At 69.6% G+C, this 21,722-nt stretch carries 17 protein-coding genes and 1 other RNA gene; 6 read left to right on the forward strand and 12 right to left on the reverse strand.

The window, feature by feature from the left end; genetic code table 11:
- Nucleotides 1-61: 61 nt before the first annotated feature.
- The 12 genes from ACWAUG_RS11750 to ffs form a co-directional block, all read right to left on the reverse strand.
- Nucleotides 62-523, reverse strand: coding sequence for an EamA family transporter (locus tag ACWAUG_RS11750; RefSeq protein WP_460802570.1), 462 nt, complete (start codon nt 521-523; stop codon nt 62-64).
- Nucleotides 524-560: 37 nt separating this feature from the next.
- A complete protein-coding gene (gene recR / locus ACWAUG_RS11755; protein ID WP_460802571.1) occupies nt 561-1,154 on the reverse strand; it encodes a recombination mediator RecR in 594 nt (197 codons plus the stop codon).
- The gene (locus ACWAUG_RS11760) at nt 1,154-3,349 is read right to left on the reverse strand and encodes a DNA polymerase III subunit gamma and tau (RefSeq protein WP_298041173.1); all 2,196 of its coding nucleotides are present in this window, start codon (nt 3,347-3,349) and stop codon (nt 1,154-1,156) included. The genes recR and ACWAUG_RS11760 overlap by 1 nt, the downstream gene beginning before the upstream one ends.
- Before the next feature lie 55 nt (nt 3,350-3,404).
- Nucleotides 3,405-4,478 (reverse strand): DUF2207 family protein, encoded by a 1,074-nt coding sequence (locus tag ACWAUG_RS11765; RefSeq protein ID WP_460802572.1) that lies wholly within the window; start codon nt 4,476-4,478, stop codon nt 3,405-3,407.
- The gene (locus tag ACWAUG_RS11770) at nt 4,475-6,970 is read right to left on the reverse strand and encodes a glycoside hydrolase family 65 protein (protein ID WP_298041177.1); all 2,496 of its coding nucleotides are present in this window, start codon (nt 6,968-6,970) and stop codon (nt 4,475-4,477) included. The genes ACWAUG_RS11765 and ACWAUG_RS11770 overlap by 4 nt, the downstream gene beginning before the upstream one ends.
- Complete coding sequence (locus ACWAUG_RS11775; protein ID WP_460802573.1) at nt 6,967-7,713, reverse strand: HAD family hydrolase; 747 nt, start codon at nt 7,711-7,713, stop codon at nt 6,967-6,969. The genes ACWAUG_RS11770 and ACWAUG_RS11775 overlap by 4 nt, the downstream gene beginning before the upstream one ends.
- A gap of 85 nt (nt 7,714-7,798) precedes the next feature.
- Nucleotides 7,799-8,422 carry an NAD(P)-dependent oxidoreductase gene (locus ACWAUG_RS11780; protein WP_460802574.1) on the reverse strand — a complete coding sequence of 208 codons (624 nt, stop codon included), beginning with the start codon at nt 8,420-8,422 and terminating at the stop codon, nt 7,799-7,801.
- Nucleotides 8,419-9,642, reverse strand: a complete 1,224-nt coding sequence (locus tag ACWAUG_RS11785) for an acetate/propionate family kinase (protein ID WP_460802575.1) — start codon at nt 9,640-9,642, stop codon at nt 8,419-8,421. Before ACWAUG_RS11785 ends, ACWAUG_RS11780 begins: the two co-directional genes overlap by 4 nt.
- Nucleotides 9,639-11,753, reverse strand: coding sequence for a phosphate acetyltransferase (gene pta, locus ACWAUG_RS11790; protein ID WP_298040934.1), 2,115 nt, complete (start codon nt 11,751-11,753; stop codon nt 9,639-9,641). The genes ACWAUG_RS11785 and pta overlap by 4 nt, the downstream gene beginning before the upstream one ends.
- Nucleotides 11,754-11,811: 58 nt before the next feature.
- A complete protein-coding gene (locus ACWAUG_RS11795) occupies nt 11,812-12,564 on the reverse strand; it encodes a hypothetical protein (protein WP_298040932.1) in 753 nt (250 codons plus the stop codon).
- Nucleotides 12,565-12,605: 41 nt separating this feature from the next.
- Nucleotides 12,606-13,160 (reverse strand): rhomboid family intramembrane serine protease, encoded by a 555-nt coding sequence (locus ACWAUG_RS11800; RefSeq protein ID WP_298040930.1) that lies wholly within the window; start codon nt 13,158-13,160, stop codon nt 12,606-12,608.
- Nucleotides 13,161-13,262: 102 nt separating this feature from the next.
- An RNA gene (gene ffs / locus ACWAUG_RS11805) (signal recognition particle sRNA small type) lies at nt 13,263-13,359 on the reverse strand.
- 91 nt (nt 13,360-13,450) lie between these two features.
- Between ffs and ACWAUG_RS11810 the strand changes: the two genes are divergently transcribed.
- From ACWAUG_RS11810 to ACWAUG_RS11835, 6 genes are all read left to right on the forward strand, one after another.
- On the forward strand, nt 13,451-16,339 hold the full coding sequence (locus ACWAUG_RS11810) for a DEAD/DEAH box helicase family protein (RefSeq protein ID WP_460802576.1): 2,889 nt from the start codon (nt 13,451-13,453) through the stop codon (nt 16,337-16,339).
- Between the two features lie 78 nt (nt 16,340-16,417).
- Complete coding sequence (locus tag ACWAUG_RS11815) at nt 16,418-17,395, forward strand: AAA family ATPase (RefSeq protein ID WP_298040928.1); 978 nt, start codon at nt 16,418-16,420, stop codon at nt 17,393-17,395.
- Nucleotides 17,396-17,398: 3 nt separating this feature from the next.
- Complete coding sequence (locus ACWAUG_RS11820) at nt 17,399-18,589, forward strand: DUF58 domain-containing protein (RefSeq protein WP_298040926.1); 1,191 nt, start codon at nt 17,399-17,401, stop codon at nt 18,587-18,589.
- Entirely contained in the window at nt 18,589-20,811 is a 2,223-nt protein-coding gene (locus ACWAUG_RS11825) for a transglutaminase family protein (protein WP_460802577.1), read from the forward strand. The genes ACWAUG_RS11820 and ACWAUG_RS11825 overlap by 1 nt, the downstream gene beginning before the upstream one ends.
- Nucleotides 20,808-21,251, forward strand: coding sequence for an SRPBCC family protein (locus ACWAUG_RS11830; protein WP_460802578.1), 444 nt, complete (start codon nt 20,808-20,810; stop codon nt 21,249-21,251). The genes ACWAUG_RS11825 and ACWAUG_RS11830 overlap by 4 nt, the downstream gene beginning before the upstream one ends.
- On the forward strand, nt 21,248-21,721 hold the full coding sequence (locus tag ACWAUG_RS11835; RefSeq protein ID WP_460802579.1) for a DUF1990 family protein: 474 nt from the start codon (nt 21,248-21,250) through the stop codon (nt 21,719-21,721). The genes ACWAUG_RS11830 and ACWAUG_RS11835 overlap by 4 nt, the downstream gene beginning before the upstream one ends.
- The last annotated feature ends 1 nt before the right edge of the window (nt 21,722 follow it).

The following is a 21,722-nucleotide window of genomic DNA, read 5'->3' on the forward strand; positions in this document are numbered from 1 at the left end:
TTCCATCCTGGAAGACCTCGACCCCTATCCACCAATCGCCGCGCGCACCCCGACTACACCTTCAATTACGAAGAGCCGCCAATCCGGGCCCCGCCACGACGACGATCACACCGGCGAAACCGACGACCAGACCGATCACCCGCGACGGCCGGAGCACCCCACGATCGCCGCCGACCAGTGCGATGAGGGCTGCGAACAGCGGCACCGTGGCGACGAGCAGGCCGGTGAGCCCGGACGACAGCGTCATCTCGGCGTGGCCCAGGAGCAGGAACGGGCCGGCGATCTCGACGGCGCCGAAGGCGAGCACCCACGGCCACTTGCGCCAGGCCTGCGTCAACGCACCGCTGCGCAGGGCGAAGGGCAGCAGCACGAGCGCGCCGATCACCGCACAGCCGGCGACGATCGCGGGCGGGGAAATGGATTCGACCGCGATGCGGATGAACAGGTAGGGCACACCCCAGATCAGCGCCATGGCCGCGAACAGCACCCAGCCCCTGCGCGTGAAGGCGCCCTGCGGGTTCACGCGGCGGCCACCCCATCGTGACCGTATCCGCGTCGGATTACAGCGTTCGCCGTCCTTCGAAGGCGCGCCCCAGGGTCACTTCATCGGCGTACTCGAGATCGCCGCCCACCGGCAGCCCCGATGCCAGGCGCGACACGGTGATCTGCATGGTCGTCAGCAGACGGCTGAGATAGCTCGCAGTCGCCTCGCCCTCGAGATTGGGATTCGTCGCGAGGATGACCTCCTGCACGGTGCCATCCGCGAGACGCGTCATGAGCTGCGCGATGCGCAGATCGTCGGGGCCGACCCCCGCGATCGGGCTGATCGCACCGCCGAGCACATGGTAGAGACCACGGAACTCCCGCGTGCGCTCGATCGCCGAGACATCCTTGGCGTCTTCGACGACGCAGATCAGCGCCGGGTTGCGGCGCGGATCGCGGCAGATCGAACACCGATCCTGCTCGGAGACGTTGCCGCACACATCGCAGAAACGCACGCGCGCGCGCACGTCGGTGAGGAGCTCGGCCAGGCGCGCCACGTCGAACGACGGCGTCTGCAGAATGTGGAAGGTGATGCGCTGCGCCGACTTCGGGCCGATGCCGGGAAGGCGGCCGAACTCGTCGATCAGATCTTGGACAATGCCGTCGTACATCAGGCGAACCTCGTCGGGGGCTCATAGGGCTCTTCGCGCACGAACGTCGCGCCGAGCACCTGGCGGATCACGGCCTCGCCGTAGCGCTGCACTCCCCCGGGCGACCGGTCGCCCCGCGGCTGCATCGCACGCTGCTGCGGAGGCTGCTGACGTTGCGGCTGCGCAGGGGCCGGCGCAGGGGGCGCCACCGGCGCAGGGGGCACCCCCTGCGCCGACTGCGGCGCGCGCTCCCGCGTCGGGGCGGGCGATGCGGGCTCATCGTACGGACCGTATGGGGGCTCATCGTCCGGGTACGGCGCATCATCGTCGCTGGGCGGAGGAACATCATCATGAACGCCGCTCGCGTCGACGGACGGCGTCGTCGGCATCGGCGTCGGGGGCTGCGGCGTCGGCGTCGAAGCGGTGGCCGGGGACGGAGCGGGTTCCGGCGGGCTCGGATCGTCTGCAGGCGCAGGAGCCTCGGAGGTCGGAATCGCGGCGACCGCCCACTCGGTCACAGATGCCGCGGATGCCGTCGGCTGCGGTGCCGGTGACGATGACCGCGCCGCATCGCGAGGCGCCGTGCGCACGGGAGCGGCGGGCGCCGCATCGGATAACGACCGCGGAGGAAGCTGCGCGGGGCGGTATTTCACCGTGACGCCGAGCTCCTGCTCGATTGCGGCGCGCAGATGGTCGGAGGGCCCATTGCCCGGGGTGATCCCCTTGAACTTCTGCAGATCCTGCGCGCTCGTGAAGCCGAGCGTGAGCACGGTGGTATCGCCGTCGAACTCCAGCGGCTGGACTCCCGTGGCGAGCAGCCACGACGCACGGCTCACGCTCTCCAGGCGCGTCAGCACGGCGGGCCACACGGCACGGATGCGGTCGATCGTGACAGGGCCCGAAGGAACGGGAGCCGCCGGGGCCGGAGCGGGGGTCGCGGGCGTCTGGGCCGGCGCGGATGCCGGTTCCGGGCGTTCTGCGCGTTCGGCGCGCTTCGTCTCGGGCGCAGCGGCTCGTTCGGCGGCCGGAGCAGCAGCGGGAGCAGCCGGAGCAGCAGCGGGAGTGGCAACCGGACCATCGGCGGGCGACGGAACAGCGGGAGCCGACGCGGATGCCCCGGCCGCCGAGAGGACGCGCGCGATCATGAGCTCGAGGTGCAGACGCGGCGATGTGGCCCCGGTCATGTCGTCGAGCGCCGCGCTGACGACATCGGCCGTGCGCGACAGGCGCGTGGCGCCGAAGGCCGAGGCTTGGGTGCGCATGCGGGACATCTCGTCTTCCGGGATGCCGCGAAGGACAGCGGATGCTCCCTCTCCGACGGCGGCGATCACGATGAGGTCGCGCAACCGCTCGAGCAGGTCGTCGACGAAGCGTCGCGGATCCTGACCGGTCTGCACGACGCGGTCGATCGCGGGGAAGGCCGCGGCGGCGTCACCGGCGGCGAGCGCGTCGACGATCTCGTCGAGCAGGGAGGCGTGCGTGTAGCCGAGCAGTGCGACGGCCCGCTCGTAGGCGACGTGATCGCCGTCGGAGCCGGCGATCAGCTGGTCGAGCAGCGACAGGGTGTCGCGTGGCGACCCGCCACCGGCGCGCACGACGAGCGGCAGAACACCCGGGGCGACTTGAACACCCTCTTCGGCGCAGAGCTTCTCGACGTACTCGAGCATGGCCGCGGGCGCGACGAGCCGGAACGGATAGTGGTGCGTGCGCGAGCGGATGGTGCCGAGCACCTTGTCGGGCTCGGTCGTCGCGAAGATGAACTTCACATGAGCGGGGGGCTCTTCGACGAGCTTGAGCAGGGCGTTGAAGCCCTGCGGGGTGACCATGTGGGCCTCATCGAGGATGAAGATCTTGAACCGGTCGCGGCTGGGCGCGAACGTCGCTCGTTCGCGCAGGTCACGGGCGTCGTCGACGCCGTTGTGGCTGGCGGCATCGATCTCGACGACGTCGAGGGACCCGCCGCCGTCGCGCGACAGCTCCACGCAGCTCGGGCAGACGCCGCACGGGGTGTCCGTCGGGCCTTCAGCACAATTGAGGCAGCGTGCGAGGATGCGCGCTGACGTGGTCTTTCCGCAGCCGCGAGGGCCGGAGAACAGGTAGGCGTGGCCGACGCGGTCACCGCGCAGCGCTGTCATGAGCGGATCGGTCACCTGCGATTGCCCGATCATCTCGCCGAAGTTCTCGGGACGGTAGCGGCGGTAGAGGGCTGTGGTCACCCGTCCAGCCTACGGCCAACCGCCGACACTGCACCCGTGAGGATGCCGGGGCACCTCATGGCAGGGCGTCGAACACGTCCCCCACCGCGCCGGCGAGGTCGGCGATCCCCTGGCCGACATCGACGAGCTCGCCCAGCGAGCGCACCAGGGCGACGGCACCGCCGATCGCCTCGATGATCTCTGCGACCTCGAGAGCGGATCCCAGCGCATCCACGAACCCCGCATCGGCGCGCAGCGCGTCCCCGTACTCGCCCAGGTTCTTCGCCCAGCTCTCCTCCATGCCGAACAGCACCGCGTACGGCAACAGCCTTTCACTGAGCAGGAATGTCTGCAGGCCGTCGTGGTGCGCCTGCGGCGAAGCTTCCGTCACCGTCAGCGCGCCGTCGACAGACTGCAGGTATCGCAGCGGTTCCTTCTCGGCGAGGTCCATGTACTCGTGCAGGCCCGCCAGGTGCCGACGCAGCGGCTCCGCTGCGGGCAGGAAGACCCGCCACGGCCGCGGGACGACGAAGAACACGGCGAGCACGATGAGCAGGCCGGCCGCAACGAGCATAGCGGCGATCGCATCACCGCCGACGAGCGTGCCGATGAGCGTGGTCACGCCGGCGAGCATCCCGAGCACGGCCAGCACCGTGATCACGCGCACCGGGGCTGTGCGCGGTTCGCGCGCGTACAGACCGGCTTCGGCACCGCGCCGCCTCTCGACGGCGAGGACATCGCGCACCCGGCGCTTGAGGGCGCGCGAGTCCCTGCTGAATCGCCGCACGGCCGATGTCGTGCTGCCCTGCCCGAAGAGAGCCTCCATCACGCGGATCTCGGAGACCGTCATCGACGCTCCGGGCATGACCTCCGCAGAGATGGTCGCCTTCTTGCCGGTCTCGCCGTCCGGACGGAGCAACCGGATCTTCCTGCGCACGGCGAGGTCGATGAGGGCCGCGGCGATCGCCCGCGAATCCTTCTGTAGCAGAAGTGCGTCCGTGAGCACGGCGTCCTCGGCCACCGGCGCGAATCGCGCCCCCGGAGACGACGGCATCCGATGCGCGTACCACCGCATGATCGCGGCCGCGGCGATCAGTACCACCGCGGGAACCACGACCAGACCCAATGCCCCGAGCGCCAGACTGCTCACCGGTCTTCTCCCATCGCCTGCACGATCACCGGGATCGCCGAGGTGATGACCGGCAGCGACGGTGCGAGCCGGGTGCCGTCGGCACGACGCGCATCCGAGAAGCCCTGCAGAGTCGGGCGCCCGGGACGCACCGGCCCCTGACCGGCGAGCGTTATGACGGCATCCTTCCCCGCCTCAGCCCGCTGCGTCTGTCCGCGGACGGTGAATTCGATGGGATCTCCGGATGCCACGTGCACGCGCAACTCGTCGGAGGTCACGGTGACGACCAGCGCACTCCCCTGCCACTGCATCCGGTAGGTCAGCGAGGGCCAGTCCTTCGGCAGGCGCGGGTCGAAGCTCAGCTCCCCGGCGTGGTCGCGCATTCCGCCGAAGCCCGAGACGAGAGCGGTCCAGACGCCTCCCGCAGAGGCGACGTGCACGCCGTCGGAGGCGTTGTGGTGCAGATCACCCAGGTCGACGAACAGCGACTGCTCGAAGTACTCCCGGGCGAGGTCCTGGTAGCCGACCTCGGCGGCGAGCACCGACTGCACGACGGCCGAGAGCGTGGAGTCGCCGGTGGTCAGCGGATCGTAGTAGTCGAAGTCGGCGAGTTTCTGCTCGGCGGTGAAGTGGTTGCCCTGCAGGAACAGCGCCAGGACGACGTCCGCCTGCTTGAGCACCTGGAACCGGTAGATGACCAACGGGTGGAAGTGCAGCAACAGGGGCCGCTGATCATCCGGCGTGTGTGCGAGGTCCCAGACCTCGCGCTCCAGGAACATGGCGTCCTGCGGGTGGATGCCGAGTCCCTCACTGTAAGGGATGTGGATCGCGGCGGCGGCGAGATCCCACGCGTCCGGCTCCGCCGCATCCAACCCGGTGCGTTCGCGCAGGCGCGCGTACGCCTGCTGGTCGTCCTGCTGGATGCTGCGCACCACACGCGAGGCGTAACGCAGGTTGTACCGGGCCATGACGTTCGTGAACAGGTTGTCATTGACGACGGTCGTGTACTCGTCGGGCCCGGTGACGCCGTGGATGTGGAACACGGCCTCACCATCGGCCTCGCGCCAGAACCCGAGAGTCGCCCACAGGCGGGCGGTCTCGACGAGGATGTCGACGCCCTCCCGGCGCATGAAGTCGTCATCGCCGGTGGCCCGCACGTACTTGCCGAGCGCGAAGCTCACGTCGGCGTTGATGTGGTACTGCGCCGTGCCCGCCGCGTAATAGGCCGAGGCCTCCTCGCCGTTGATGGTCCGCCAGGGGAACAGCGCACCCGCCTCGTTCAGCTGCGCGGCACGGCGACGGGCCGCCGGAAGCATGAGCACGCGGGCGCGCAGGGCGTTGCGCGCCCACTGCGGCGATGTGTAGGTCAAGAACGGCAACACATAGATCTCGGTGTCCCAGAAGTAGTGGCCGCTGTATCCCGATCCCGAGACGCCCTTGGCGGGGACACCCGCGCCATCGGCGCGCGCCGATGCCTGCGCGAGATGGAACAGGCACCAGCGCACCGCCTGCTGCAGATCGTCGTGCCCCTCGATCTCGACGTCGGAGCGCTTCCAGAAAGCATCCAGCCATTCGCGCTGACGTCGGAACTGGGCCTCGACGCCCTCGAAGGCGGCCCGGTCCAGCGAACGACGGCACCGGTCGACGAGCTCCCGCGCCGGCACGCTGCGGGAGGTGTGATAGCTGACGAGCTTCGTGATGCGGATCGGCACCCCGGCCTTCGCCTGGACCCGGAAGACGTTCTTGGCGATGTCGGGATCGATCAGCGTGCGAGCGCTGTACTCGTTGTCGGTCTCGATGATGTGGTCGGCGACCACCGCCACCGTCATTCCCGAGTCCGTCGTCCGGTACGACAGCGCCGAGCGCAGTCCGCTCTGCCAGTGCTCGGCGGGCTGGAGCACTCGTTCGGTGATCCGCTCGCTCTTGCGCGGATCGAAGCCGGCGCTCCCCTGGGCCGCGCTGGGTGTTCCGGCGTAGACGTTCCCGCCATCCTGCCGGTTCAGCAGCTGGCAGCTGATCGTGACCGGTGCGTCGGCGTTCTCGACCGTCACTTCGAGCCGCAGAACGGCCAGGTGCCGCTCCTCGAAGCTCACCAGCCGCTCATCGCGCATGCGGATCGTCTTGCCCGACGGGGTCTCCCACACGAAACTCCGCGTCAGCACGCCCGTGCGCATGTCCAGGCTGCGCGAATAATCGCGCACCTCGGACTCGTCGAAGGAGATCGGCTCGTCATCGACGTAGACGCGCATGATCTTGGCATCCGGCGCATTCACGATCGTCTGGCCCACCTCGGCGAAGCCGTACGCCTGCTCGGCGTGGCGGATCGGCCAGGTCTCGTGCAGACCGTTGATGAACGTGCCGTGCTCGAGAGCACCGCGGCCCTCGATGTGATTGCCGCGCAGGCCGAGATACCCGTTGCCCACCGCGAACAACGTCTCGGAGACGCCGTCCTCGCTGTAACGGGCCTCGGTCAGACGCCACGGGTCGACGGGGAAGCGGTCGCGATCGATCATGCGGTCTCCGGAAGGTCGGGGAGGAGTCGGGCGAGGTCATCGACGATATCGGTCGCTCCGGCCTGGAGCAGCGCACTCGTGCCGGCGCCGCGGTCCACGCCCACGACCCGCGAGAAGCCGGCGGCCACCGCGGAGGCGACCCCCGAGACGGCGTCTTCGACGGCGATGCTCTCGGCCGGGTTCACGCTGAGCGCCACCGCACCGGCGCGGAACATATCGGCGGCGGGCTTCGAGGCGAGGCCCTCCCGAGCCGCCACGCGACCGTCGATCACCACCGGGAAGAAGTCGCGCAGGCCGGCTGTTTCGAGCACCTCCTCGGCGTTCGACGAGCTCGACACGACACCCATCGGCACGCCTTCCCGGTGCAGGAGCTCGATGAGTGCGAGGGAGCCGGAATAGGGCGCTACGCCACCGCTGCGCAGCGCCGCAGCGAACGCCGCATTCTTGCGATTGCCGATGCCGCAGACCGTCAGCGCATCCGGAGTATCCGCCGGATCCCCCCACGGGATCTCGACGTTGCGGCTGTGCAGCAGGCTCGCCACCCCGTCATAGCGTCGCTTGCCGTCGACGTACGCGTAGTAGTCCTGCGGTGTATAGGGCTCAGGGATCCCCCATTGGACGAAGACTTCATCGAAGACCGCTTGCCAGGCGCGCATGTGCACCTCGGCGGTCGGAGTCAGCACGCCGTCCAGGTCGAAGAGCACGCCTTCGGCGCGGCGCAGGTCGGGCAGGGTCGAGGACACTCTGTACTCCCATCGGCTCGTAGCGGAGCGACACCTCAGCGTGCCTGCCAGCCAGCGTAGCCGCGGCCCGTCGACGGGGTAACCCTCAGGCCCCGCGCGCCGCCAGACCCACGGATGCTCCGCGGTAGGCATCGGGCTGTTCGAGCGCTTTGACGAGGAAGTCGGCGACCGATGCCCGCGGGATCGGCTTGTTCGACTCCGGCGCCCCGTCGAACGCCTCGACGTAGGGGCCGAATTCCTTGTCGTTCAGCGATGACGGGCGCGCGATTGTCCGGTCGAGGCCTGCCGAGTCGATGCGGTCGAGCGCCGCGCGGTGATCAGCGAGCGGATGCCGCAGCATCCACTGGATGCCACGGCCGATGAGACCGGTGAGCTCGCCGTCGACGCCGAGCGAGGCGCAGTACGCGATGCGCTCGACGCCCGACGTGCGCATGCCGTCGACGATGTTCCCCACCATTGTCGTGATCTCGTCGGAGGGCTTCATCGGCGCCGAGGACGACAGGCAGGAGACCACCGCGTCCTGGCCCGCGATCGCCGCGGCGACGGCATCCGCGTCGAAGGCATCGCCCTGCACGATGCGGATCCCCTCACGATCGGTGACCTTCTCGGGGCTTCGGACGAACGCCGTGACGTCATGCCCCGCTTCCCGGGCACGGCGCACGACCTGCCTGCCGACGCCGCCCGTGGCTCCGAAGACGATGATCCTCATGCCATTCCCTCTGCCTGTCGGGCGATCTCGAGCTCTTCGTTCGTCGGGATCACGAGCACCTCGACGCGTGACGCATCGGAGGAGATCCGGCGGATGCCCAGAGCCCTCGCCGCGTTGCGCTCGGCATCGATCTCCACACCGAGGAAGCCCAGGGTCGCCAGAGCCTCCGCGCGCACGCGCACCGCGTTCTCGCCCACCCCGGCCGTGAACGAGATGACGTCGACGCCGCCCAGCTGCGCGATGAACGCCCCGGCGTAAGCGCGCAGCCGATGGATGTAGACGTCGAAGGCCAGCTTCGCCCGCGGATCGTTCTTCTCGACGCCCTCGAGGATGTCGCGCATGTCAGCGCGGTCCGCGAGCCCCAGAAGGCCGCTGCGCTTGTTCAACAGCTCGTCGATCTCGCGGGTCGTCATCTGCGCGACCCGGCTCAGATGCAGCACGACGGCCGGGTCGACATCGCCCGAGCGCGTGCCCATCACGAGTCCCTCGAGCGGTGTCATGCCCATCGAGGTCTCGACGGAACGCCCGCCGTCGACGGCCGTGACCGAGGCGCCGTTGCCGAGGTGGAACACCAGTTGCTTCAGCTCGCCGAGCGGCCGGCCCAGGAACAGCGCCGCCTGTTCGGAGACGTACTTGTGACTCGTCCCATGGAAGCCGTACCGGCGGATGCGATGCCGCTGGGCGACGCTCCGCTCGACCGCGTACGTGTACGCCGCCGGCGGCAGGGTCTGGTGGAAAGCGGTGTCGAAGACCGCGACATGCGGCACATCGGCGAAGCTGCGCCGTCCGGCCCGGATGCCGGCGACGGCGCCGGGATTGTGCAGCGGGGCGAGCACGGAGAGGTCTTCGATGTTGATCTCGATGAGATCGTCGATGAGCGTGGGCGCGAAGAAGCGCGCCCCGCCGTGCACGACGCGGTGGCCGACGGCGACCGGCGGATGCTCCGCCAGCCGTGGTCCGTGCTCGGCGAACTGTTCGAGCATCACGGCCATCGCCTCGTCGTGATCGGCGATGCGCCGCTCACTGCGGTGCTGGGTGTCGAGCACGGTGGGCGCGGGTTCCCCCGGCTCGGCGATGCGGCGCACGGTGTGGGTGATCTCGCCGATGTCCTGACCGATGCGCTCGATGAGCCCCTCGGCGAGGGGCACCTCGCGCTCCATGTCCATCAGGCTGTACTTCAGCGACGACGAGCCGCTGTTGATCACGAGCACGACGCTCATGCCACCCCTCCCTGCGCCTGAATCGCGGTGATCGCGACCGTGTTGACGATGTCTTCGACGAGCGCACCGCGCGACAGATCGTTGATCGGCTTGTTGAGGCCCTGCAGAACCGGCCCCATCGCGACAGCACCGGCCGAGCGCTGCACGGCCTTGTAGGTGTTGTTCCCGGTGTTCAGATCGGGGAATACGAACACGGTCGCACGACCCGCCACGGCCGAATCGGGCAGCTTCGTCTGCGCGACGGCGGCATCGGCCGCGGCGTCGTACTGGATCGGTCCCTCGACGAGCAGCTCGGGGGCGCGCTCACGCACCAGGGCGGTGGCTTCCCGCACCTTGTCGACGTCGGCTCCGGAACCGGACTCCCCCGTGGAGTACGACAGCATCGCCACGCGCGGGTCGATGCCGAACTTCCGGGCCGTCTCCGCCGAGGAGACGGCGATGTCGGCGAGCTGCGCGCTGGTCGGATCCGGGATCACGGCGCAGTCGCCGTAGACGAGAACCCGGTCGGCGAGCGCCATGAGGAAGACGCTGGAGACCACATCCACATCGGGGCGCGTCTTGATGATCTCGAACGACGGCCGGATCGTGTGCGCGGTGGTGTGCGCGGCGCCCGAGACCATGCCGTCGGCGAGCCCGAGGTGCACCATCATCGTGCCGAAGTACGACACGTCGGTGATGGTGTCGGCGGCCTGCGCGACGGTGACGCCCTTGTGAGCGCGCAGCCGCGCGTATTCCTCGGCGAAGCGGGCCACGTACTCGGCGTTGTTCGGGCTGATGATCTCGGCCGCGGCGACGTCGATGCCGAGTTCTGTGGCGCGCGAGGTGATCGCATCGGCGTCGCCGAGGATGACGAGGTCCGCGACGTCCCGCGCGATGAGGGTCGCCGCGGCACGCAGGATCCGGTCGTCGTCGCCCTCGGGGAGCACGATGCGCTTACGATCTGCGCGGGCGCGCTCGATCAGTCCGTATTCGAACATGAGCGGTGTGACGACCGTCGATTCGGCGAGCCCGAGCTCGATGCTCAGCTCGTTGATGTCGACATTCTTCTGGAAGAGCGCGAGCGCCCGATCATAGCGGTGCCGGGAGTCGGCGGCGAGCCGGCCGCGGGCCCCCATGACGCGCACCGCGGTGTCGTATGTGCCGTGGTCGGTGGCGATGATCGGCACGGCCGATTCGAGTCCGTCGATCAGGCGCACGATGTCGGCCGGGAGCGGGAAGGGGCCGTTGAGGATGATCCCGGCGATCGAGGGGAACGTGCCCGAGGCATCGGCGAGGAGCAGCGCCAGCAGCACCTCGGTGCGATCGGCCGGAACGACGACGACGGCGTCTTCCGTGAGCCGGGGCAGCACGTTGACCATCGACATCCCGGCGACGACAACGCTGAGAGCCTCGCGGGTGAGCAGATCGGGGTCGCCCGCGACGAGGCGGCCATCGACGGCGGAGAGGATGCCACGGATGGAGGGGGCAACGAGCGTGCGGTCCTCGGGGATCGCCCAGACCGGGGTGGTCTCATGGTGCGCGGCGCGCACCGCATCGATCGCCGGCTGCAGCGCATCGGGGTCGGCGCGGTTGACGATGACGGCGAAGAGCTCCGCGCGTTCTTCATCGAGCTCGGCGAGCGCGAGTGCGGCGATCTGCCCGACCGCGGCAGCGCTCCGCGCCGTCGAGGTTCCGAGCTGCTCGGCTCCGCCGTGCTGGTCGCGTCCGCCGAGCACCAGCAGCACCGGAGCGCCCAGGTTCGCCGCGACCCGCGCGTTGAAGCCGAGTTCGGCGGGGCTCGCGACATCCGTGTAGTCGCTGCCGATGATCACGACGGAGTCGCACTGCGCTTCGACGGCTTTGAAGCGGGAGACGATCGTCGACAGCGCGCGATCGGGATCATCACGGACCTCGTCGTAGGTGACGCCGACGCAGTCCTCGTAGTCGAGTTGCACGCCGTCGTGGGCGAGCATCAGTTCGAGCACATAGTCGCGCTCGGCCGACGAACGGGCGATGGGACGGAACACCCCCACTCGCGGCGTCACGCGCATGAGCGCGTCGAGAACGCCCAGAGCAATGGTGGACTTTCCGGAATGGCCTTCGGCCGAGGTGATGTAGATACTACGAGCCACGCGGCCAGCCTACGCCCGACCGCAGACAGCATGTTCCCCGCCGTCCGGGAATATGCGTTCAGCTCTTTCGCGCCTCGAGTTCCTCCTCCGCTGCGCACTCCCCCGAGAGCGCATCGACGACGGCCGCGGCATCCGATCCGAAGCGTGCGTAGTGCTGCGGGTCGCTGTTGATCTGCACGCGGTGGATTGCGATCGTCGGTTCCATGTCCTGCCATCCCGCCAGCCGTCCCAGACGCGCGTAGAAGAGGGATGCCGCACCCTGCGGGTCCATTCGCTGCTCGACGCTGCCCCACCAGGACTGCTGCTGGAACAGCCCGATGCTGCTCGTGCGCGAACCGTCCGGGTTGGTGATGCCCGCGGCCTCCCAGTCCCCGTAGTCGATGTTGCGCAGGCTGCTCTCGCCCATCGCCGTCATGACCGCGAGGATCTGGCCGTCCCGTTCGAAGCCCGCTTCATCGCCGGCCCGCATGATGGCCGCGGCGTTCTCGAGCTGCTCCCCCGACCAGCCGGCGATCCCCTCATCGGGATAGGTCGCGGGCTTCGCGGCGCAGATCGGCACAGGGTCGTGGGACAGCGCGGCCGGGATCAGCACGAGCAGCGATGCCGCGACGACGCCCGCCGTGACGATGCCCGCGATCCGCAGACGACGGAGCACGCGCCTGCGCCGCGCCGCTCGCCGACGCCGGATCGCCGCGGCGGATGCCGGTCGCTTGCGCCGCGTCACGAGCCGTCGCTTCGACATCGGGCGTCGCGTGACGGTTCGCCGACGCCGGGCGCGCGATGCTGCGCCTGTCGCCGATCGAGTGCTCATCCGCCCATCGTGTCACCCCGACCTGGGCGGTCGATCCCGCCTCAGCCGCGCGCGGGCTCCGCGCCGGGCCCGCGCTTCGCGCCCAGTAGCGCTGCGACGCCGCCGCCGATGCCGCCGAACAGGTGCGCCTGCCAGGAGACCCCGGACGGCACGCCGATGATGCCGGTGAGCACGGAGCCGCCGTAGAGCACGATCACGATGATCGCGATGATCGCGTAGGCGATGCGGTGCTGGATGGGTCGCGGCGAGATCACGCGCACGACGACGTAGGCGAAGTATCCGAAGACGAGGCCGGATGCGCCGACCGTCAGGGTTCCGGGGGCGTTGACGAGCCATGTTCCCGCACCGCCGATGAGCACGACCACGGCGGTGACCGCCCAGAACCGGCGGGCGCCCTCGATCGCGACGAGGCATCCGAGCACGAGGAACGGCAGGCTGTTCGCGATCAGGTGCGGCCAGCCGGAGTGCAGCAGCGGCCCCAGCACGATGCCGACGAGGCTTCCGAGGTCCCAGGATCGCAGCCCGAATCCGGTGAACGAGCCGGGGAGCACGGCATCCGCGATCTGGATCGCCCACATCAGGGCGAGAAGCGCCACGGGCGATGCGAACCTCAGGAAGGGGCTCGGCCGGGCTGGGCCGGGAGGAGAAGCGGATGCTGCCACGCCTCGATCCTCGCATCGGGTCTGTTCCCGGACAAAAGAAAAGACTCTCCGCGCACCCAGCAGAGCCCGGTTACCCTTGCTACGTTTCCGTCCTGGGGGAATTGGCCTGGATGCTGCCACGCGGAGAGCCGTCATCTAGTCTACCCGAGACGAGGGGATGCTCCGACCGCGGCCGACCGCATCGGGTCGTCCCTGCACCGGCCCGAGATATGAAGCGAGCATCCGTGAGCACGAAGCCCCTGGTGCGGTGGCATTTTTCCGGCACGTTGCGCACGTACCAGGCCGAAGCACTCTCCCGTCTGCCGATCAGTTCTGACACCCCGCTGCACATCGTCGCACCACCGGGGTCGGGCAAGACGCTGCTGGGTCTGCTGCTCGCCGCGCGTGAGGGGCATCGCACCCTGGTTCTCTCGCCGACCGTCGTGATCCGCGAGCAGTGGGCGGATACCGCCCGTGCGCTCGCCGGTGACGACGATGCGGTGGCGGATGATCCGTCCCGGCAGGCGGATCTGACGGCGCTGACCTATCAGATGCTCAGCGTGACGGGCGATGGTTCGCCGTTCGAGGATCTGGCCCGGGCGATCTGGGTGGAGGAGCTCGCGGCCGATCGCTCGGAGTCCTCAGCGGCCACGGCACTCGCCGAGCTCGCGGTCGATAATCCGAAGGAATACCGCGCCGGCATTCGCCGGCGCGTTCGCGGGCTGCGTTCGCGCTTCACGAAGGAGCGCCCGGACCTCATCGCGCGTGTGCTGCATCCGCGAGCGGTCGCCCGCATCGACGAGCTCGTGGAGCACGGCATCCGCACGGTCATCCTCGACGAGTGCCACCATCTGCTGGATCATTGGGCGCTCGTCGTCGCCTACCTCGTGGCGCGTCTGCGCGAACGGGGCCTCGATCCGCTCGTGATCGGCCTGACCGCGACGCTCCCCTCCCCCGATGACCGCACCGAGTACGACAACTACACGCAGCTTCTCGGCGATGTCGACTACGAGGTGCCGACGCCTGCGGTCGTGAAGGAGGGGCATCTCGCCCCGTACCGCGATCATGTGACGTTCACGGAGCCGACGGATGCCGAGCTCCTCTTCCTGCGCCGGCATGAGACGCTGCTGGATGAGCTGCTCCTTCGCGTGCTGTCGACGCCGGAAGGCCTTCGTTATCTCCACGATCGCGTGCAGCCGCCCGGCACGGAGGGCGAAGAGCCATCGATTCGCTTCGAGCGCGCGCTCGCCGAGGATTTCGCCCTCGCTCGGACATGCGCCGCGGCTCTTCTCGAGCTGGCGCCCGAGCATCCGCTCGCGGGCGTCGTTCCCGATGCCCTCCGGCATCGCTGCACGAGTGACGACCTGCTCATCGCCCTGTCGCGTTTCGCGCAGGATCGTCTGCTGCCCGATCCTGCAGCGCGCAACGAGTGGGAGTACGTGCGCCGCTCGCTCGCCGATTTCGGATACCGTCTGACCGACACCGGCATCCGGCGCGGACGGAATGCGGTCGAATCGACTCTGGCGCATTCGGCGGCGAAGGATCACACGGCCGTGCGCATCCTCCGGGAGGAGGTGCTCTCCGCCGACGGCGATCGTCTCCGGGCCGTCGTCGTGACGGATTTCGTCGAGCACGGGAACCACAACGGCGAGTGGGGGCCGGCCGCCGCGGGCGCGGAACGGGTCTTCCGGATGCTCGCCGCCGACGAGATCACGGCGTCGCTGTCGCCTGTGCTTCTGACGGGACAGATCCTGCGCACGCGTTCCGTGGATGCCGCCCGTATCGCGACTGCACTCGAGGAGGCGCTCGGGGCCGCCGTGAGCGCGACCGCCGCCCCTGACGGCACCGCGGAGCTGAACGTTGCCGGGGCTTCCGTGAGGGGCGGGGCTGTCGTCCGCGCGGTCTCCGACCTCATCGGCCGCGGCGAGGTCCGGGCTCTCGTGAGCACGCGGGGGCTGCTCGGCGAGGGGTGGGACTGCCCCGCGGTGAACACGCTGATCGACCTGACGACCGTCACGACCGCCGCATCGACGCAGCAGCTGCGCGGGCGCACACTGCGTCTGGATCCGTCCTGGCCGGGGAAGGTCGCGCACAACTGGTCGGTGTGCTGTGTGCTGCCGCCGGAGGTCGAGCTCGCGGACACCGCCGAGGTCACGCGGCTGCGACGACGGCACGCGCACCTGTGGGGCGTGAGCGTGGATGATCCGCCCGAGATCGTCACCGGGCTCGGTCATGCCCTACCGGGTTCTGCGCAGGATGCTGTCGACGCCGTGGTCGCGAAGGACCCCGCGTCAACCGTCGATGCGGTGAACGCGCTGGCTGCCGCGGCGCGCCCCACCCGCGCTCAGACGCGTACCGCGTGGCGGGTCGGTTCGCCCTTCGCGTTCCGCGAGCGCGAGGTCGTTCTCGCCCGCCGCGCCCCGCGGTCGGCGCCGGTGCTGCGCACGGCTCCTGCGGCGAGCGCGGATGCGCTGGGCGGTTTCGCGGTGACGGCGGCGGGCGCCGCTGCCGCGCAGGGCGTGTTCATGACACAGGGTGCGCTGATCGATCCGGCAGTGTTCGCGGGCGTCGTGCTGGGCGCGGGGGCGGTCACGGCCGCCTCGGTCGGAATTCTCACTCTGGGCCGTGCGCTGCGCGATCGTCGGCACCCCGGAGACTTCTACCGGCGGGCTGCGATCGCTCTCGCTCGCGCACTGCACGACTCGGGGCGCACGGGCGCATTCGTGGAGGACGAGATCGTGGTGCACGCCGATGCCCCCGGTGCGGTGCGCATCGAGGTCGGCGGGTCGGGCCCCGATCGCCGTATGCTCGCCGATGCGCTCGAGGAGCTGTTCGGCCCGGTCGTCACGCCGCGTTTCCTGTTGCGCGTCGATCGTTCCGGACGCGGTTCGCGCTCACCGTTCGCCGATCTCGCCGACCGCCTCTCCCCGGGCCGGACGCTCCTGGCAGTGCCGCGCATCATCGGCCGTCGCCGCGGCGATGCCGAACGTCTGCACGCGCACTGGCGCGACGCTGTCGGCCCCTGCTCCCTCCACGAGCTCGACGGCACGCGCGGACTCGCCCTGCTCACCGCCGCGCACGCGGCCGATGGGTGGCGGCCGGCCGCCTCGCGTCGCACGAGTTCCTGGAGCTGACGGCATCCGCGCCGCGTTGTCCGCGTCTCCGGCGCCCCGTACGATCAATAGGACGTAGCGCCGCACGAGAGGGAGCACATGCCCGCCGCCGAGATCCCCTTCACCGCCCGACGCTTCAGCGAACGGGCGGGCGCGGTCCTGGCATCCGTCTCCCGGGTCATCGATGGCAAACCGGATGCGGTGCGCGGCGCCCTGGTCTGTCTTCTCGCCGAGGGGCACCTGCTGATCGAGGATGTTCCCGGCGTCGGCAAGACGATGCTCGCCCGCGCTCTCGCCGCGAGCACGGATGCGACGGTGCGCCGTATCCAGTTCACCCCCGATCTGCTGCCAGGAGATGTCACGGGGGTCAGCGTCTACAATCCCGTCGATCGTGACTTCGAGTTCAAGCCGGGCGCGATCTTCGCGCAGATCGTCATCGCGGATGAGATCAACCGGTCCTCCCCGAAGACGCAGTCGGCGCTGCTGGAGGCGATGGAGGAGCGGCAGGTGACGGTCGATGGCCGCACCCACGCGCTGCCGCATCCGTTCCTCGTCGTCGCGACGCAGAATCCGCTCGAGATGGAGGGCACCTATGCCCTCCCCGAGGCCCAGCGCGACCGCTTCATGATGCGCCTGTCGATGGGATATCCGGATGCCGCGGCCGAGGCGCAGATGCTGCGTCAGCGAGACAACGTCAACCCGCTCACGGCGCTCACCCCGGTGATCGACGCGGCGGACATCATGGGGATGATCGCATGGGCGCGTGCCGTGCACGTCTCCCCCGCTGTCGAGCAGTACGCCGTGGCGCTCGCGCAGGCGACCCGCAATGATCCGGGTCTGCACCTGGGGGCGAGTCCGCGTGCGACGCTGCAGCTCGTGCGCGCGGCGAAGGTGTGGGCGGCTCTCGATGGCCGGGAGTTCGTGATCCCGGACGATCTCACGGACCTGCTCGTCCCCGTCTTCGCACACCGTCTGCTGCCGGCGCGCGGGGTTCACCGCGCCGGGGCGCAGCCGGTCGAGGCGACTCTGCGGCAGATCGTCGAGCGGGTGCGCGTTCCGCTGGGCGCGCGGGTCTGACCGATGCGCGGGCGGCGTCCTCTGACACCCCGCGGTCTCGCCGCTGTCATCATCGGCGTGGTCTGCGCGATCGCGGCGAATGTTCTCTCCGCACCGATCCTGCTGTATCTGGCGGTGCTGTTCTTCTCGCTCGTCGTCGCCGCCGTGCTCGCTATCCGCGCGCCGCGGCGCGATGGTGCGGTCGCTCGGCGCATCTCGACCGATCTGCTGGCGATCGGTGAGGAATCCGCGGTCGCCGTTCGCTTCGATCTGCGCCCCGCGCGACTGCCCCACGGCATCTGGCACGACCGGCTGCCCCCGGCTGTATCGGGAGACACGAGCGGTGAGCTCCCGACCGATAATGGTACGAGCATCCGCTATTCGGTGACCGGTGTACGGCGCGGCGTCTGGCCGATCGGCCCGCTGTCGCTGCGCACGGTCGATCCGTTCGGGCTCGCGCAGCGCGTGCAGGACTTCGGCGATACCCGCACCGTGACGGTCGTGCCCGAAGTCGTGCCCCTTCCCGCGATGGGCATGACGACCGGATCCGGCGGCGGGAACGCGCGCACATCCGTCAGCCGCCTCGGACCGGGAAGCGACAACCTGTCGCCGCGGCAGTATCTTCCCGGCGATTCGATGCGCCGCATCCATTGGCGGGCGACCGCGCACCGCGGCGAGCTGATGGTGCGCCAGGAGGAGGAAGAGTCGAGTCCGGACGCGGTTGTCATCCTCGACCGCGCGGCCGCGCGATGGAGCACGCCGTCGGAGAAACCGGATGCCGCGTTCGAGGCCGCGGTCTCGGCGTGCGCCTCGATCGCCCTCCATCTCGCGCAGGAGGGGTACAGCGTCGATGTGCTGGACACCGGCGGGACGTCGCTCGGCTGCCTGCGAGGCCACGACGACGACCGCGACGGACTCCTCGTCGCCCTCGCGATGGTCTCTCCCCGCGGCGAGGGCCGCGATGTCGTCTCGCTGCTCGACGAGAACCCGCCGGGTGTCCTCGTGCTCATCACGGGAGCGCTCGAGGAGGCGGATGCTCGGGCGCTGCGCTCCGGCGGAGCATCCTGTCCGATCCTGCTGACGACGGATGCCTCACCCGAGGCTGTGCTCGGCGCGCAGATGCACGGCTGGTCGGCCGCCTTCCTCGGGGATGACGTCGCCGAGGCCTGGACGAGCGCTGTTCCCGCCCACCTCACCATGGGAGGCGCACGGTGATGGTGGCGCCTTCGCCCGTGCAGCGCGCCCGTGTGATCCGCGCCCGGCGTGAAGCGGCGATCGGATCGGCGCTCTTGGCCGCGGCCGCCGGGTTCATCGCGCTGTGGCCCTACACCGCGGTCATCTCACCGGGGCGCTGGTCGATGTTCACGGTCGTGGTGATCATCGTCGTCACGGGTTCGGGGCTCCTCACCAGGGTGATCGCCGCGCGGCATCCGGATCGCGCATTGTTCGCCCTCGGCGTTGAGCTCGTCGCCGCGATCGGCGCCGTCACTTTCCTGACTGTTCCGCGCGATGCGGTGTTCGGGTTCATCCCCACGGGCGTTGCTCTCCGGTCCTGGGCCCGGCACCTCGGGGATGCCGCCGACCAGATCGTGTACGGGAAGGCGCCGTTGGAGGCGACGTTCGCGCTCGCTGCGGTGCTGGCGATCGCCTTCGCCCTCGTCGCCATTCTGCTCGAGCAGCTCGTCACCCAGAACCTGGCGCTCGTCGCGATCGTTCTGACCGCCATCGTCGGGTCTCTGCCGATGATCATCTCCGGCACCGAGGCGAACGTGCCCTGGTTCGTGCTGCTCGCGCTTCTGGCCTTCTTCCTCCTGCGCCGCACCGCTCGCCGCTCCTCGGGTGCGCCGCGGCGCGCGTCGATCATCATGACGATCGGGATCGGGGCGGCGTCGATCGTCGCGACGCTCGTGTTCGCGCCGGTCATGCCGGTCTCCACGACGTGGGCGGGCGCGGGCGTCTCCGCGCAGGTGAATGCCTCTCTCCGCCTGGGCGATGATCTGCGCCGCCCTGACCCGTTCACCGTCATGACCGTCGCGACCAGGGCCACGACGGCGCCGTATCTGCGTGTGGCGACGCTGTCGTCCTTCGACGGCGAGACGTGGGAGCCCGACGACCTCGATCGTCAGCCGCTTTCGGACGGTTTCGGCGGCACCGAGTGGTCGGATGACCTCGATGCCCCGCAGCAGCGCACATCGGTGAAGGTCAACAATCTGTCGAGCTCCTGGCTGCCCGTCCCCTATGCGGCGACGAAGATCATCGGCGTCGGCTCCGCATGGGAGATCATCCCGGAGAACCGCACGCTGTACTCCGAGACGGCGGATGCCGCGGACCAGGACTACACGGTCACCTCGCGCAGCGTCCAGCCGACGAAGGAGCAGATCCAGGCAGCGACGGCCACTCCCGTTCCGGCCGGTGGCGCCGCAGCCGATCTGCCTGCGGTGATCGGCGAGAGCGCCCGCACCGTCACCGCGGATGCCACGAACGATTACGATCGGGCGCTCGCGTTGAAGAGCTGGTTCCGCAGCGACTTCTCCTACTCCTTGGATGCTCCCGTCGAGCGCGGATTCGATGGCACCGGAACAGATGCCGTCGTCGCCTTCCTCGACGAGCGGGAGGGGTACTGCATCCACTTCGCCGGGGCCTTCGCCCTGATGGCGCAGTCGCTCGACATGCAGGTGAGGATCGTCGTCGGGTACCTTCCGGGGACCGTGACGGATCACAAGCGCGGTGCGGAGTTCCTCTACGAGGTCAGCAGCGATCAGCTGCACGCCTGGCCCGAGATCCATTTCGCGGGGATCGGCTGGGTGCCGTTCGAGCCGACCGCCTCGCTGGGGGCACCGACCGACTTCCGCCCCGCTGCCTCCACCGGCGGCGGCTCTGCGCTCCCCTCGGCGCCGGCTCCCTCGGCCACGCCGTCGGCTACCGCAACGAGCGGTCCGAACGTCGATCGGGATACCGAAGCTGAAAGCGGTTCCGGAGAACAGCGGGTCGATTCCCTGAATCCGATGCCTGTCGCTCTCGGGTTCCTCGGACTGATCTTCCTCGCCCTCCTCCCCCTGCTGCTCCGTCTCATCATCCGTACCGCGCGCCGCTCTCGCGCGCGACAGGGCGATGCCCGCAGCACCTGGGACGAGCTGAATGCCACCCTGGTTGATCTCGGTGTACCGATCAGCTCGGCCGAGAGCCCGCGGGCGGTCGGAGCGCGACTGATCGCTTTCGGTGCGGAGCCGGTTTCCGTGCGTGTTCTCGTCGGCGCGATCGAACGGGCGAGCTATGCCGCAGACGCCGCCCCCACCGGATCACTCGATCTCGCACTGACCGCGGTGATCGCGCAGCTGCGCATCCTCAGCGGCACCGGCCCCGCCCTGCGTTCCCTGTTCCTGCCCCGCTCGCTGCTGCAACCGGTCACGCGTCGGAGTGCGAGGATCGAGACATGACCTCCGCGTTCACCCTCGTCACCCGTTGCGAGATCCCTCGGGAGGCTCTCTTCGACGCATCGCTGAGCATCGACGCGCACCGGGAATCGATGGCGGCCTCCGGCGAGCAGGCGGTCGCCGGGGTGACGAGCGGAACGATCGGACTGGACGAGACGGTGACGTGGCGTGCCCGTCACTTCGGGATCTGGTTCACGATGACCTCGAAGGTCACCGCGCTGGACCGGCCGGCACGTTTCGTCGATGAGCAGGTGCGCGGCCCGTTCCGCTCCTTCCACCATGAGCACCGGTTCGAGCGCGACGGCGAGACGACCGTCATGACCGACACAGTGACGATCGGGTCGCCGGTCTTCGGCGCGCTCGCCGAGCGGCTCATCCTCGCCCCCTATCTGCGCCGCCTCATCCGTGAACGCAACGACTACCTCGTGGCGACGGCGGCGTGACGACGCCCGCGCAGGGGATCTGGCGTCCGGTCGGCACGCACCGGCACTCCGAGGTCTCAGCCGTGATCGGCCAGGGGGCCGACGTCTTCGAGAGCGCTGCCCGCGACGTCCTCCTGTGGCGGGTGAAGACCCGGAGCGGGTTCCGGGTGGCGAGCACCGACCCGGCCGCTGCGGGTGAGCGTCTCGTCATCACGGCGCGTGTTCTGGGCATCACGATCACCGAGCCCGTCGAGGTGGTCGAGGTCGTCGAGACCGCCGATCGGGTGGGTTTTTCCTATCGGACGCTGCCGGGGCATCCAGTCGATGGTGAGGAGGCTTTCATCGTGAGTCGCGACGACGACGCCGTCACGCTGACGGTCCGTTCCCTCACCGCAGCGGCTACCTCCGGTATCTGGCGGATGCTGTACCCGCTCCTGTGCGTCGCGCAGGTCGTCGCCCGCCGGCGTTACCTGCGAGCGCTGGTCTCCTGAG

This window comes from Microbacterium sp. GXF6406 (assembly GCF_054798215.1).